Source organism: Oxalobacteraceae bacterium OTU3CAMAD1, from assembly GCA_024123915.1.
Lineage (GTDB): Bacteria > Pseudomonadota > Gammaproteobacteria > Burkholderiales > Burkholderiaceae_D > Rugamonas.
The window spans coordinates 4,738,752-4,752,673 of the sequence record CP099650.1; the positions used below are offsets into that span (position 1 = coordinate 4,738,752).

Annotated in this window: 10 protein-coding genes; 6 read left to right on the plus strand and 4 right to left on the minus strand. The window is 64.7% G+C overall.

The genetic code is table 11. The features are described 5' to 3' along the window. Positions 1 to 19 precede the first annotated feature (19 nt). Positions 20 to 1,555: a glycerol-3-phosphate dehydrogenase gene (gene glpD / locus NHH88_20200; GenBank protein ID USX12015.1), complete on the minus strand. Its 1,536-nt coding sequence runs from the start codon at positions 1,553 to 1,555 to the stop codon at positions 20 to 22. A 227-nt stretch (positions 1,556 to 1,782) separates the two neighbouring features. Between glpD and NHH88_20205 the strand changes: the two genes are divergently transcribed. Continuing rightward, positions 1,783 to 4,125, plus strand: a complete 2,343-nt coding sequence (locus NHH88_20205; GenBank protein ID USX17387.1) for a PBP1A family penicillin-binding protein — start codon at positions 1,783 to 1,785, stop codon at positions 4,123 to 4,125. Between the two features lie 18 nt (positions 4,126 to 4,143). Here NHH88_20205 and NHH88_20210 read toward each other — a convergent pair whose 3' ends face one another. After that, positions 4,144 to 4,824: a TetR/AcrR family transcriptional regulator gene (locus tag NHH88_20210; GenBank protein ID USX12016.1), complete on the minus strand. Its 681-nt coding sequence runs from the start codon at positions 4,822 to 4,824 to the stop codon at positions 4,144 to 4,146. Positions 4,825 to 5,035: 211 nt separating this feature from the next. Between NHH88_20210 and NHH88_20215 the strand changes: the two genes are divergently transcribed. The 3 genes from NHH88_20215 to NHH88_20225 are packed head-to-tail and all read left to right on the plus strand — an operon-like array spanning position 5,036 to position 7,352. Then, positions 5,036 to 5,545 (plus strand): YfiR family protein, encoded by a 510-nt coding sequence (locus NHH88_20215; GenBank protein USX12017.1) that lies wholly within the window; start codon positions 5,036 to 5,038, stop codon positions 5,543 to 5,545. Continuing rightward, complete coding sequence (locus NHH88_20220; protein USX12018.1) at positions 5,542 to 6,798, plus strand: diguanylate cyclase; 1,257 nt, start codon at positions 5,542 to 5,544, stop codon at positions 6,796 to 6,798. Before NHH88_20215 ends, NHH88_20220 begins: the two co-directional genes overlap by 4 nt. An 8-nt stretch (positions 6,799 to 6,806) precedes the next feature. Then, positions 6,807 to 7,352 carry an OmpA family protein gene (locus NHH88_20225; protein ID USX12019.1) on the plus strand — a complete coding sequence of 182 codons (546 nt, stop codon included), beginning with the start codon at positions 6,807 to 6,809 and terminating at the stop codon, positions 7,350 to 7,352. Between the two features lie 7 nt (positions 7,353 to 7,359). Here the strand turns inward: NHH88_20225 and NHH88_20230 are convergent, their stop codons facing one another. Beyond that, the gene (locus NHH88_20230; protein ID USX12020.1) at positions 7,360 to 7,752 is read right to left on the minus strand and encodes a hypothetical protein; all 393 of its coding nucleotides are present in this window, start codon (positions 7,750 to 7,752) and stop codon (positions 7,360 to 7,362) included. A 244-nt stretch (positions 7,753 to 7,996) separates the two neighbouring features. After that, positions 7,997 to 9,142 carry a GGDEF domain-containing protein gene (locus NHH88_20235; GenBank protein ID USX12021.1) on the minus strand — a complete coding sequence of 382 codons (1,146 nt, stop codon included), beginning with the start codon at positions 9,140 to 9,142 and terminating at the stop codon, positions 7,997 to 7,999. 161 nt (positions 9,143 to 9,303) lie between these two features. Between NHH88_20235 and NHH88_20240 the strand changes: the two genes are divergently transcribed. Both NHH88_20240 and mfd read left to right on the plus strand, forming a co-directional pair. Continuing rightward, positions 9,304 to 10,245 carry a 5'-nucleotidase gene (locus NHH88_20240; GenBank protein USX12022.1) on the plus strand — a complete coding sequence of 314 codons (942 nt, stop codon included), beginning with the start codon at positions 9,304 to 9,306 and terminating at the stop codon, positions 10,243 to 10,245. A gap of 197 nt (positions 10,246 to 10,442) precedes the next feature. Further along, entirely contained in the window at positions 10,443 to 13,886 is a 3,444-nt protein-coding gene (gene mfd / locus NHH88_20245) for a transcription-repair coupling factor (GenBank protein USX12023.1), read from the plus strand. Positions 13,887 to 13,922: the final 36 nt, after the last annotated feature.

The window sequence follows — 13,922 nt, forward strand, 5'->3', positions numbered from 1 at the left end:
GCCAGCGACGCATACATGATCAGGTGCGCTGCATGGGATTGGCGTTCAACCAGTCCTGCAACTTGTCGGCGGTATCCGCCGGCAGATGCAAACCGAGTTTCGAGCGCCGCCATAGAATATCCTGTGCCGTGCGCGCCCACTCGTAACGGCGCAGGTATTCGACCTCCGTCGCGAACAACCCCGGCGCGATCTGCTCGCCCATGTCCGCCACATCGTTGCGATCGCACAGCAGCGTATGAATCCGCGTGCCATACGCGCGCGCATAGCGCAGCACCAGCAGCGGCGGCAGCCACGCATAGCGCGCCTGCATGGAGCGCACCCACGCGTCGAATTGCAGCACCGATTTGTTCTGCGGCTCGGCGCCGTACACGTCCCCTCCCGGCAGGCAGGCGTTGTGCGTCCATCCGCCGTGGCGGTTATCCAGCGACTTGGCGATCAAATCGACCGCCTCCTCGGCCAGCTTGCGGAAGGTGGTGATCTTGCCGCCGAAAACACTGAGCATCGGCGGCCCGTCGCTATCGACCTCCAGCCGGTAATCGCGCGTGACGGCCTTGGCGTCGGCGCCATCCTCCACCAACGGCCGCACGCCCGAGTAGGTCCACACCACATCGGCCGGCACGATAGGCTTGACGAAATACTGGCTGGCCAACTCGCACAGATACGCGATTTCGTCCTCGCCGATGGCGACCTGGTTGGCGTCGCCGTGGTAATCGAGGTCGGTGGTGCCGATCAGCGTGAAATCGCGCTCATACGGAATGGCGAAGACGATCCGCCCGTCCGGATGCTGGAAGATATAGGCATTGTCATGCTCGAAGATGCGCTTGACGACGATATGGCTGCCCTTGATCAGGCGCAGGTTGCCGCCGCCCTCCTTGGGCAGCGCCGCGTGCAGCAGGTCGGCGGTCCAGGGGCCGGCGGCGTTGACCACGTAGCGGGCGTTGACGCGGATATTGCCGCAACTGGGCTTGTACAGGGTCGCCTCCCAGTCGGCCGCCTTGCGCACCAGCGAATTACACACCGCCTGCGTCAGGATGGTGGCGCCCTTCTCGCAGGCGTCGATGGCGTTCAGCACCACCAGCCGCGAGTCGTCCACCCAGCCATCCGAATAGATAAACCCGCGCTGGAACTCCGGTTTGAGCGGCTTGCCGGCCGCGTGGCAGCGCAGGTTGACGCCGGACGACGCGGGCAGCAGCTCGCGCTTGGCCAGCAGGTCGTAGAGCATCAAGCCCGCCCGGATCAACAGCGCCGGACGCTGTCCTTTCGCATGCGGCATCACGAAACGCATTGGCCACATGATGTGCGGGGCGGCGCGCAGCAGCGTTTCGCGCTCGATCAGCGCCTTGCGCACCAGGTTGAATTCGTAGTATTCCAGATAACGCAGGCCGCCGTGTATCAGCTTCGTCGACGCCGACGAAGTATGCGACGCCAGGTCGTCCTTCTCGCACAAGACCACCGAAAGTCCCCGCCCCGCCGCGTCGCGCGCGATGCCGGCGCCATTGATGCCGCCGCCCACTATCAGGACATCGCAATCGAGTGTGTGCTGCGGTTCCGCCATGTCTTCCCCGGTTGTATAGCCAAATTAACGAGATACCCTCTAAGTTACTCTACGTTACGTGAAATTTGCCATTCCTCATAGGGTACGACACCCATTCCACCCAAAAAAGCCACGTTCCGTTAAGGGAGATCAAATTCGGAGCGCAAATTTGATGGTCTATAATCGGGCCAACAGTTACCTCATGAGATCAAGCTTTGACCGCTTCCCCTACCGCACTGCCCAAATGGATGACCCGCCGTAACGCCATCCGAGGTTTTATCGTCGCCGGCGCGGCCGCCCTGATCGCCGGCGGCCTGCTGCTGGCCTACCTGTTGCTGATCGTGGCCCCCAATCTGCCCGCGCTCGACGCCGTGACCGACTACCGGCCCAAGATCCCGCTGCGCATCTACACCGCCGATAACGCCCTGATCGGCGAATTCGGCGAGGAACACCGCGATTTCGTGCCGATCAAGGACATGCCGGAACTGATGAAGAAAGCGGTGCTGGCCATCGAGGACAAGCGTTTCTATGATCATAATGGCATCGACTGGCGCCGCGCGCTGGGCGCCGCGCGCGCCAATGTCGGTGGCGGGTCCCGCCGCCAGGGCGGCTCCACCATCACCATGCAGGTGGCGCGGAACTTCTTCCTCACTCGCGACAAATTCTACGGCCGCAAGCTCAACGAGGTCATGCTGGCCCTGAAGATCGAGGCGGCGCTGAGCAAGGACGAGATCCTGGAACTGTACATGAACCAGATCTACCTGGGCCAGCGCTCGTATGGCTTTGGCAGCGCGGCGCAGACCTACTTCGGCAAATCGCTCAAGGACCTCGATGTTGCAGAAATGGCCATGCTGGCCGGCCTGCCGCAAAATCCGGCCCGCCACAACCCGGCGGTCAATCCGAAACGCGCCAAACAACGCCAGCGCGTGGTGCTCACGTCGATGCGCGACCTCGAATACATCACCGAGGACCAGTACCAGAAGGCGCTGCACCAGACCTTGCGCGTGAGTACCCGCGGCCAGCAGTTCGACACCCACGCCGAATACGTGGCCGAACTCGCGCGCCAGGCCGTCTACGCCCAGTTCAAGGAAGACTCGTACACCAAGGGCATCAGCGTCTACACCACCATTCTCAAGGCGGACCAGGACGCGGCCTATGAATCGGTGCGCCGCAATGTGCTCAACTACGACCAGCGCCACGGCTATCGCGGCCCGGAGGCCTTCATCACCTTGCCGGCCGACGAAGAGGAACGCGACGACGCCATCGAGGAAGCGCTGCAGAAGCGCCCGAGCAGCGACCGCCTGATTCCGGCCGTCGTGCTGGAGGCGGGTCCGAAGTCGGTCAAGGTGCAGAACCCCGCCGGCGAGGAAATCACCATCACCGGCGACGGCCTGCGCCTGGCCGCCAACGCCCTCACCGACAAGGCCAAGGACGCCGTGCGCCTGCGTCCCGGCGCGGTGATCCGCATCATGCAGGGCAATAAGAGCGCCTGGTCGATCTCGCAGGTGCCGCTGGTGGCGGCGGCTTTCGTGTCCATCGACGCCGTCAGCGGCGGCTACCACGCCCTGGTGGGCGGCTTCGATTACAACCTGCAGAAGTTCAACCACGTCACGCAGGCGTGGCGCCAGCCCGGTTCCGCGATCAAGCCGTTCGTCTATTCGGCGTCGCTGGAAAAAGGCTTTTCTCCGGCCACGCTGCTGAACGACGCGCCGCTCGAACTGACCAGCGCCGAAACGGGCAACGAGCCGTGGAGCCCACGCAACGACGACGGCAAATTCGACGGCCCGATCACCATGCGCTACGCGCTGGCCGAGTCCAAGAACGTGGTGTCGGTGCGCATCCTGCGCTCGATCACGGTGCCTTACGCGCACAACTACCTGGGCAAGTTCGGTTTCGACCTGGCCAAGCATCCGAAGAACCTGACCATGGCGCTGGGTACCGGCTCGGTCACGCCGGCGCAGATGGCCGGCGCCTACTCGGTGTTCGCCAATGGCGGCTACGCGGTCGAACCGTACCTGATCGCCAAAATCGTCGACGGCGAGGGCAAGATCATCAGCGAAACCAAGCCGCGCACCACCCTGCCCGACGACGCCCGCGTGATCGATCCGCGCAACGCCTTCGTCACCGACAGCATGATGCGCGAAGTCACGCGTACCGGCACCGGCGGCGCGGTGGCGCGCCTGGGCCGTCACGACATGGCCGGCAAGACCGGCACCTCCAGCGAAGCGGTCGATGGCTGGTTCGCCGGCTACGGCGGCGGCATCGTGGCGGTATCGTGGATGGGTTACGACGATTCGAAATCGTTGGGCGGCAAGGAGTTCGGCGCGACTGTGGCGCTGCCGATCTGGATCGATTACATGAAGGTGGCGATGAAGGACCGTCCGGCGCAGGACCGCCCGGTCCCGGCGGGCATGACCCAGGTCAGCGGCGAGTGGCTGTACGACGAATTCACCGGCGACGCGGCGCGCACCACGCTGGATATCGAGGAAACGCCCCCAGGCGCCGAGAACATGGTGCCGATGTCGACGGGCGCGGAGAACATCGCGCCGGTGCCGGTGCCGGTGCCAGCGCCGCCGCCGCGCGGCCAATAGGCCCGGCGATACGGCAGGTCAGGCCGACAGATAGCCGCGCATCATCCGCACGGCGCTGTCGGCGAACATGTCGGGGGTGACATTGGCTGCGCGGTACTTCCAGCGCTTGACGTACCAGTCCTGGAAGGTGGCCATGATGTGGGCCGCGACCAGGTCCGCGCTGCCCGGCGGACGGCCGGGAATGCGCGCGATGACGTCGGCGAACAGCGACTGCACGTACAGCTCCGACGCCTTGGCGGTGTGCCGGTGCTGCGCCTGCAGCACCCGCGAATCCATGAAGACGAAATAAAACCACGGCTGCAAGATCTCTGACACGTAGATCGACGCGCGGATCAGCGCCTCGAGCTTGTCGAGCGGCTCGACCAGGTCGTCGAACAGGCGCGGCATCTCGTGGGTCGCGTGGCGCACCACGTCCTCGATCATCTCCGCCAGTTGATCCTTGTTGCTGATATAGCCATACAGGCCGCCCATCGACAGGCCCGTCTCGTGGCACAGGTCGCGCAGGTTCATCGCGCGGAAACCGACCTCGTTGGCCAGCTTGAAGGTGGCGTTGAAGATCCGTTCGAGGTTTTCCAGCGCCGGCTTGCGGCGCTTTACCGTGATGCGCTCGGCATTGCGGTCCAGCAGATAAGACCAGATGTTGACGCCGTCGAGCGGCGTCATGCTCTGGAATTGTTCCAAGTCGAATTGTGCCCGCAAGATAGTCTCTGATGTGGTTTTATTAATAACGTATTCGTTCATCTTAGCACAGGCCTCCCGCGCCCCCTCCCTACAAATTGCTGCTCTACCCATATTTCACTTGTTTTTCGGACACAATAACAGCAAAATTCCACCTTCACTCCACCCCGACGATCCGGCCTCCTTGCAACTCCTCCGCCCCCTTCCCGTCCGTCGCCTCTTGATCGCGGTCATGTCGGCGGTGCTGCCTCAACTGCCGGGGCCGGCGCTGGCGCAGAACACCGCCAACGTCGACGAGCTGGCCGATCTGGTGCTGGGCATCGTCCAATACACCCGCTGGCCGGGCGCGCCCGAACCGATCACGCTGTGCCTGGGCGACAACGACGCCGGCGCCGCCGCGCTGGCCGCGTCCTTCGCCGCCATGACGCCGGCGCCGCCGCTCAAAGTCGCCATGCGCCGCATGGAGCCGGCGCTGGCCGCCGAGCTGTTCGGCTGCCAGGCGGTGCTGTTCCCGGACATGCCCACGGCCACCCAGCAAGGACTGTTGTTAAAATTGAATAAACGCCCCATCCTGACCCTGGGCCGGGGCGAGAATTTTTGTTCCTACTCCGGCCAGATCTGCCTCATTGACGGGGCGAAGGGACTGCGCTTTCGCGCCAACCTCGACGCCATCGCCTTCAGCGGCCTGCGCCTCAATCCGCGCATGTTGCAGCTGGGTGTGCGCGACGGAGCGGCGCGATGACGCCGGCACCGCAAAGCATTGCCGCGCTGGTGCGGCGCGGCCAATGGCGCAGCGTGCTGGTGGCGCTGGGCTGCGCGACCGCCCTGATGGGCGGCGTGGCGCTGTATAGCCTGCAGCAGCAGGCCACCCATGCGCTGTCGCTGGCGGCGCGCTCGCTGGCCTACGCCGGCGAGCCGGCGCTGCGTTTCAAGGACACCGACGCCCTGATGGAGCTGGTCAAACCGCTGGCCGACAGCGAGCAACTGGCCACGGTCGAGGTGCTGGACCGGCGCGGCGACGTGCTGCTGCACTACCGCCGTCCGCCGGCCGGCCAGCACGACGCGCTGGCGCGCCGGGTCGCCGCGTGGCTGCTGCCGATGTCGGTGTCGGCCCCTGTCGCCGCCGGCGCGCGGCCGCTGGGCGAGGTGCGCCTCAGTTCCGACGGCCGCGTCCTGCTCAATTCGCTGGCCGGCCTGCTGGCGGCGGTACTGTCGTCGCTGGCACTGAGCACGGTGGCGGCGTGGTGGTGGTCGCACCGGCTGGCGCGGCTGATCGTCGAACCGGTATCCGCGCTGGTGCGCCTGACCAAGGAGTTGCGCGAACACCGCCGCTTCGACTCGCGGGCCGACATCGGCACGGTGGTGGAAATCAATACGCTGGCCGAGGATTTCAACCACCTGCTGACGGAGCTGCAATCGCACCAGCACGAAATCGCCGAGCGCCATGAGGAACTGAGCAGCGCCAACCTGCGCCTGCGCCATACCAGCCTGCATGACGGCCTGACCGGCCTGCCCAACCGCCGCTATCTGGTCGAGCACCTGCGCGAGATGCTGGCGCGCTGCCGCAGCATGGACGAACGCGCCGCCGTGCTGTTCATCGACATGGATCGCTTCAAGCAGGTCAACGATTCGATGGGTCACGCCGTCGGCGACGTCCTGCTCGAAACGCTGGCGCAGCGTCTGCGCGCCTCGGTGCGGGAAACGGACTTCGTGGCGCGCCAGGGCGGCGACGAGTTCGTCGTGCTGCTGTATCCCATCGGCCACTCGAACGACGTGCTGTCGTCGATCTCGCGCATCCGGCAATCGTTGCTGCAGCCGCTAAGGCTGGAAGACGGCCAGATCCTGCCGCTGGGCGTGACCATCGGCGGCGCCATCTACCCGGACCACGGCGACAGCATCGACGCCCTGGTCAGCTCGGCGGACTCGGCCATGTACGTGGCCAAAAGCCGCGCGCGCGGCAGCGACGCACTTTTTCAACCACAAGTTATAGATTAATCGACACCATGACCGCATTCCACCGCCGGGCTTCGGCAACCCTGTTCAACCTCGTGGCCGTGGCGCTCGCCGCCGGCCTGCTGGGCGCCTGCGCCACCCCCAAACCGGTTGAGCCGGCCGCGCCCGTCATCAGTGCGCGCCAGGCGGCGCTGCAGTCGCTGGGCTTCAAGCCGACCACGCGCGGCTGGGAAAAAAGCCTGAGCACCGACGGCGGCGGCGAGGTCGGCGCACGCGTCACGTTCGGCTTCGACAGCGACAAGCTGACCGACGAGGGAATGAAGGACATCGCCGCCACGGCCGCCGTGCTGTTGTCGGTCGGCGTCAGCGAGCTCGATGTCGAAGGCCACACCGACAACCGGGGCGCAGCAGCCTACAACAAGGCGCTGTCGGAGCGCCGCGCGGCGGCGGCCGCGCAAGTCTTCGTCACGGCGGGTTTCAAGGAAAGTAATATCCGCCGCGTCGGCTACGGCGACGCGCGACCGATCGACGACAACGCCACCGAGGCCGGGCGCGCGCAGAACCGCCGCGTGACCATCATCGTCAGCGCGTTGTGATAGCTGCTCAATCGACGTAGCGGGCGATGAAGTAGACGCCGGTCATCAGCAGCGTGGCGAAGCCGTACAGTTTCCACATGTAGGACGCGTGCATTTTATATAGTTCAATCCGCTGCTCGACCAACGCGTCCTTGAATTCCTCGCGCTGCTTGGCCAGCGCGATGTTGAATTCCAGCTTCTGCTCGTGGAGCAACCCCATGATCCGCTCCGTGGATGCATGGATCTCATTGCGCAATGAAGCAACGTCCTCTTTTGTCGCAAAGCTGGTTCGTATCACCGCCACATCCACCTCCACCGCCGACATGCGTTTCTCGACCACTGCGAGACGTACTTCGACACGTCCATCATAGGCGCCACGGGACGCGTTTTCAATCGGATTTTCGTCGTTGTTGGCAGGCATGATCGCTCCTCGTTGGGCGGGCGGAACGACCAAGTTAACACACGCTACCCGCGCTTCGATTGAGGCGCATCAGACAAAAAAAAGCAGCCACGGGGGCTGCTTCACTGTACCGCTACGCCACGAGGTGGCTTGCTTATTGTTCGAATCACACACAATATGCGGGTCGGCGGATTGCACGTCAACAGTTATCGCACACAGTGTGGCGCGCCGGGAACAATCGCAACCGGCGCATCAGCGCGACAAGTTAACCGGCGGTCACGCAGTTCCGCCCCGCCCGCTTGGCCGCATACAGGGCCGCGTCCCCAGCCGAAATCAGCCGAATCAGGTCGTAACCATGCTGGTCCGAGCACGCCACGCCAAGGCTGGCGGTGAAACGCACCGTCACATCGCCCATCGACGCCACGGTCTGCTCGATGCCGGCCCGCAAACGCTCGGCCAGCCGCAACGCGTCGGGCAGGTTCAAATCGTCCAGCACCAGAACGAACTCCTCGCCGCCGAAGCGCGCCAGCACGTCGTGCGGACGCAACTCCAGCCTCAGCAATGCCGACAGATGGCGCAACACCTCGTCGCCAACCAGATGGCCATGGCTATCGTTGATCGCCTTGAAATGATCGACGTCGATCATCACCACCGCCAGGCTGCGTCCGCCGCGCTGGGCCCGCAGCCCCACCCGCTTGCCCTGCAACTCCAGGCCGGCGCGGTTGAGCGTGCCGGTCAAGGTGTCAAGCGTCGACAGCCTGCGCAGGCGCTCGGCGTAGCGCCACATCACCATCACGATGAGCCCGAACGAGATGCAGATTTGCGCCAGCGGAATCACCAATGCCGTCACGCCCATCATCAGCGCGTTGGCCGGATCGGACAAATCGGTATCGAGCAGCATGCGCGTGCCGCGCAGCAGCAGCGCGCCCCCGAGCGCGATGAACCCGGTCACGCCGATGCAAGTGCCTGTTCCGTTGCGGCGCCATCCGCCATGCCGCGCGATGGCGGCGGCGCACCACAAATTGAGCACGCCGAAATAGAAACCGCTGAACACCAGCCGCGCGCCACGGCTGGGCTCGACCAGGGTGTAGTAACAAGGAACCAGCAGCGCGATGCCGGTGATCACCGCGATCATCGGCCACGACAAGGTGGCAGCGCCATACACACGCAGGCCGCGCAGCACCAACGCCAGCCCGAAGGCGACGATGCCGTAGCCGGCGACGCTGGTGAGCAACGGCGGCAAGGTCTCCACCAGGGTCATGACCACGCCCGCCGACACGCAGACATTGCCCACCGCCCACCAGCGCAGTTCGGGCGGGCTGTCCGCGTAGTTCGCGGACGCGGCCACGAGCGCCGTGGTCAGCAGGGTCACGCACAAGTGAACCAGTAACAGGGTTTCGAGATGGAGCACGCCGGATGTCCGCGATGAGCGCGGGTTGGTCAAAAACAGCGCAGTATAGAACCAATCGACAGTTGCTGCGATGAAATTTCTGATAGGTCCGCCGTTGACCGCATGAATCGGGTAGAGTGGCAGTTCTAGCAACCCGGCACAGCAACCTTTCCACTGTAACCATGGCTTACCCAATTGAGCACAAACTGGTCATCGGCATCGCGTCCAGCGCGCTGTTCGACCTGACCGAATCCCACAAGATCTACCTGGAAGGCGGCGCCGAGGAATACCGAAAGTATCAGGAGCAGCATATCGACGTGATACTGGGCAAGGGTGTGGCTTTTCCGTTCATCCGCCGCTTCCTCGGCATCAACAAGCACTACGCGCAATCGTCGCCGGTCGAGGTGGTGCTGCTATCGCGCAACTCGCCCGAAACCGGCCTGCGCGTGATGAATTCGATCGCCCACTATAACCTCGACATCTCGCGCGCCTGCTTCGTCACCGGCAAGTCCCCATACACCTACCTGCCCGCCTTCAATACCTCACTGTTTCTTAGCGCCAACGAGGAAGACGTGCGCAACGCGCTCGATGCCAATTATCCAGCTGGCCTGGTGCTGCCCTCGCGCACCGAGGACGACGATGACGACACCGAGCTGCGCGTGGCCTTCGACTTCGACGGCGTGATCGCCGACGACGAATCCGAAACCGTCTTCAAGCGCAACAACGACGTCGACGAATTCCACGCCCACGAACGCGAACGGGTGGCGATCCCGCACCAGCCAGGGCCGCTGGCCGACCTGTTCCAGAAGCTGTCGCTGATGCAGCGGCTGGAGGAGCGCGCGCAGCGGCGCGACCCGGGCTACAAAAAGATCCTGCGCATCGCCATCATCACGGCGCGCAGCGCGCCCTCGCACGAGCGCGTCGTCACCACGCTCAAAAGCTGGGGCGTGTCCGCCAACGAGACGTTTTTTCTGGGCGGTATGGAGAAATCGCGGGTGCTGGCCATCTTCAAGCCGCACATCTTCTTCGACGACCAGCTTAGTCATTTGAAGTCGGTCGGCGGTAACATCCCGATGGTGCACGTGCCGTTCGGCGTGGCCAACCGGCCGCTGATCCCGGCTTGAACCCGCACGGCGGCATGCCGGGGTCGGACCCCAGCGGGGTCCGACCCCATTGGGTGCGGGTTGGGGGCTTGCGCTCAGTCGAGCGCCCCACCGCCCTGCGACGCATCGTCTATAATGTCGGCATCGGCGTTGCCACGGCGGCGCCCTCTGACCGTTGACTAACCACCCGTAACCGTTAAATCTGCGTCGCCCCTATTGTGCCCTTAGTCTTAGCCAAATCGATTCCCAAACCAGGTAACCGCTTCGCCCTGCCCACCTTGCACGGCTCGTCGGATGCCTACGCGCTCGCGCTCACCGCGCTCGAACTGAAGTCGCAGGGCCAGATGCTGGCCGTGATCGTCGCCAACGCCAGCGACGCCCAACGCCTGCTCGACGAGATTCCATGGTTCGGCGGCGACAAGCTGCGCTGCCACCTGCTGCCGGACTGGGAAACGCTGCCCTACGACGCCTTCTCGCCGCACCAGGACCTGGTGTCCGAGCGCCTGGCCACCTTGCACGAAATCTCCAGCGGCCAGTGCGACGTGATGCTGGTGCCGGCCACCACGGCGCTGGTGCGCATGGCGCCGCCGTCGTTCCTGGCGGGGTACACCTTCTTCTTCAAAAAAGGCGAGTCGCTCGACGAGGGGCGCCTCAAGTCGCAACTGACCCTGGCCGGCTACACCCACGTGACGCAGGTGATGTCGCCCGGCGAATACTCGGTGCGCGGCGGCCTGATCGACCTGTTCCCGATGGGATCGGCGCTGCCGTACCGCCTCGACCTGTTCGGCGACACCATCGAAACCATCCGCACCTTCGACGCCGACACCCAGCGCTCGCTGTACCCGGTCAACGAGGTGCGCCTGCTGCCGGGCCGCGAGTTCCCGATGGACGAAGCGGCGCGCACCACCTTCCGCAGCCGCTGGCGCGAACAGTTCGAGGGCGATCCTTCGCGCTCGGTGGTCTACAAGGACATCAGCAGCGGCATCGCCTCGGCCGGCATCGAATATTATCTGCCGCTGTTTTTCGAAGACACGGCCACCTTGTTCGACTACCTGCCGCAAGGCGCCGCGCTGGCACTGGTGGGCGACATCGACGCCGCCATCAAGCGCTTCTGGACCGACACCGGCTCGCGCTACCGTTTCCTGAAGGCCGACCGCGAACGCCCGATCCTGTCGCCGGAGGCACTGTTCCTGTCGGACGAGCAGTTCTTCACCCTGGCCAAGCCATATGCGCGGCTGGCGATCTCCAAAGATGCGGACAGCGGCGCCTCCGAGCTGTCGGCGCCGGTGCCCAACATCGCCGTCAACCGCCACAGCGACGACCCGCTGACCAACCTGCGCGCCTACCTGCTGCAAGCGGGCCGCCGCGTGATGATTTGCGCCGAATCGAACGGCCGCCGCGAAACGCTGCAGCAGTACTTCACCGAATACGACCTGGCGTTGACGCCCGTCGAGGGCTTCGAGGGCTTCGCCACCTCGGACGCCAAACTGGCCCTGGGCGTGGCGCCGTTGCACGCCGGCTTCGAGCTGTCGACGCCGAACGAGAATTTGATCTTCATCACCGAGACCGAGCTGTATGCGGGCTCGGGCCGCCGCGTCGGCAAGAAGAAGCAGGAAGCCGTCACCCAGGTCGAGTCGATGGTGCGCGACCTGTCGGAGCTGAAAATCGGCGATCCGGTGGTCCACATCAACCACGGCATCGGGCGCTACATGGGCCTGACCAGCATGGACCTGGGCGAAGGCGAAACCGAATTCCTGCACCTGGAATACGCCAAGGACACCAAGCTGTATGTGCCGGTGTCGCAGCTGCACGTGATCTCGCGCTACTCCGGCGCCTCGCCGGAGGACGCGCCGCTGCATTCGCTCGGCTCGGGCCAATGGGAAAAGGCCAAGCGCAAGGCCGCCGAGCAGGTGCGCGACACCGCCGCCGAGCTATTGAACCTGTACGCCCGCCGCGCGCTGCGCGAAGGCCACGCGTTCGAATATTCCGCGCACGACTACGAGCGCTTCGCCGACAGCTTCGGCTTCGACGAAACGCCGGACCAGCAGGAAGCGATCAACAACGTCATCAAGGATATGACGTCGGGCAAGCCGATGGACCGGCTGGTGTGCGGCGACGTCGGCTTCGGCAAGACCGAGGTCGCCCTGCGCGCCGCCTTCATCGCCGTCATGGGCGGCCGGCAGGTCGCCATCCTGGCGCCGACCACGCTGCTGGCGGAACAGCACGCGCAAACCTTCGCCGACCGCTTCGCCGACTGGCCGGTGCGCATCGCCGAAATGTCGCGCTTCCGCACCGGCAAGGAGATCACGCAGGCGATCAAGGGCATGGCCGACGGCACGCTGGACATCGTCATCGGCACCCACAAGCTGCTGTCGGACGACGTCAAGTTCACCCGACTGGGCCTGGTCATCATCGACGAGGAGCACCGCTTCGGCGTGCGTCAGAAGGAGGCGCTCAAGTCCTTGCGCGCCGAGGTCGACGTGCTGACCCTGACCGCGACGCCGATTCCGCGCACCCTGGGCATGGCGCTCGAAGGCCTGCGCGACTTCTCGGTCATCGCCACGGCGCCGCAAAAGCGGCTGGCGATCAAGACCTTCGTGCGCAGCGAGGGCGAGTCGATCATCCGCGAAGCCTGCCTGCGCGAACTGAAACGCGGCGGCCAGGTGTACTTCCTGCACAACGAGGTCGAGACCATCCAGAACCGCATGGCGATGCTCACCGAACTGCTGCCGGAGGCCCGCATCGCCGTCGCCCACGGCCAGATGCACGAACGCGACCTGGAAAAGGTCATGCGCGACTTCGTGGCCCAGCGCTTCAACATCCTGCTGTGCACCACGATTATCGAAACCGGTATCGACGTGCCGACCGCGAACACCATCATCATGCACCGCGCCGACAAGTTCGGCCTGGCGCAGCTGCACCAACTGCGCGGGCGCGTGGGCCGTTCGCACCACCAGGCGTACGCCTACCTGCTGGTGACGGACGTGCAGTCGCTGACCAAACAGGCGCAGCGCCGCCTCGACGCCATCCAGCAGATGGAAGAACTGGGCAGCGGCTTCTATCTTGCGATGCACGACTTGGAGATCCGCGGCGCCGGCGAGGTGCTGGGCGACAGCCAGTCCGGCGAGATGACCGAGATCGGCTTCCAGCTGTATTCGGACATGCTCAACGAAGCGGTGCGCTCGCTCAAGGCCGGCAAGGAGCCCGACCTGGCCGCGCCGCTGGCCACCACCACCGAGATCAACCTGCACGTGCCGGCGCTGCTGCCGGCCGGCTTCTGTGGCGACGTGCACGAACGCTTGTCCATTTATAAGCGCATGGCCAACTGTAACGTGCAGGAGAAGATCGACGACATGCAGGAAGAGATGATCGACCGCTTCGGCAAGCTGCCGGACGCCGTCAAGGCGCTGATCGAAACGCACCGCCTGCGCATCGCCGCCAAGACGGTGGGCATCATCAAGATCGACGCGCATGGCGAGGCGGCCACCCTGCAGTTCATGGCCAAGCCGCCGATCGATCCAATGCGCATCATCGAGCTGATACAAAAAAACCGCCAGATCAAGCTCAATGGCCAGGACAAACTCAAGATCACCGCCAACATGCCGGATCTCGCCGCGCGCGTGGCTCAGATCAAAGGCGCCATCAAACAGTTGACCGCCTGAGGCAGGCATCGTACCTTTGATGCATTAGCCCAAACA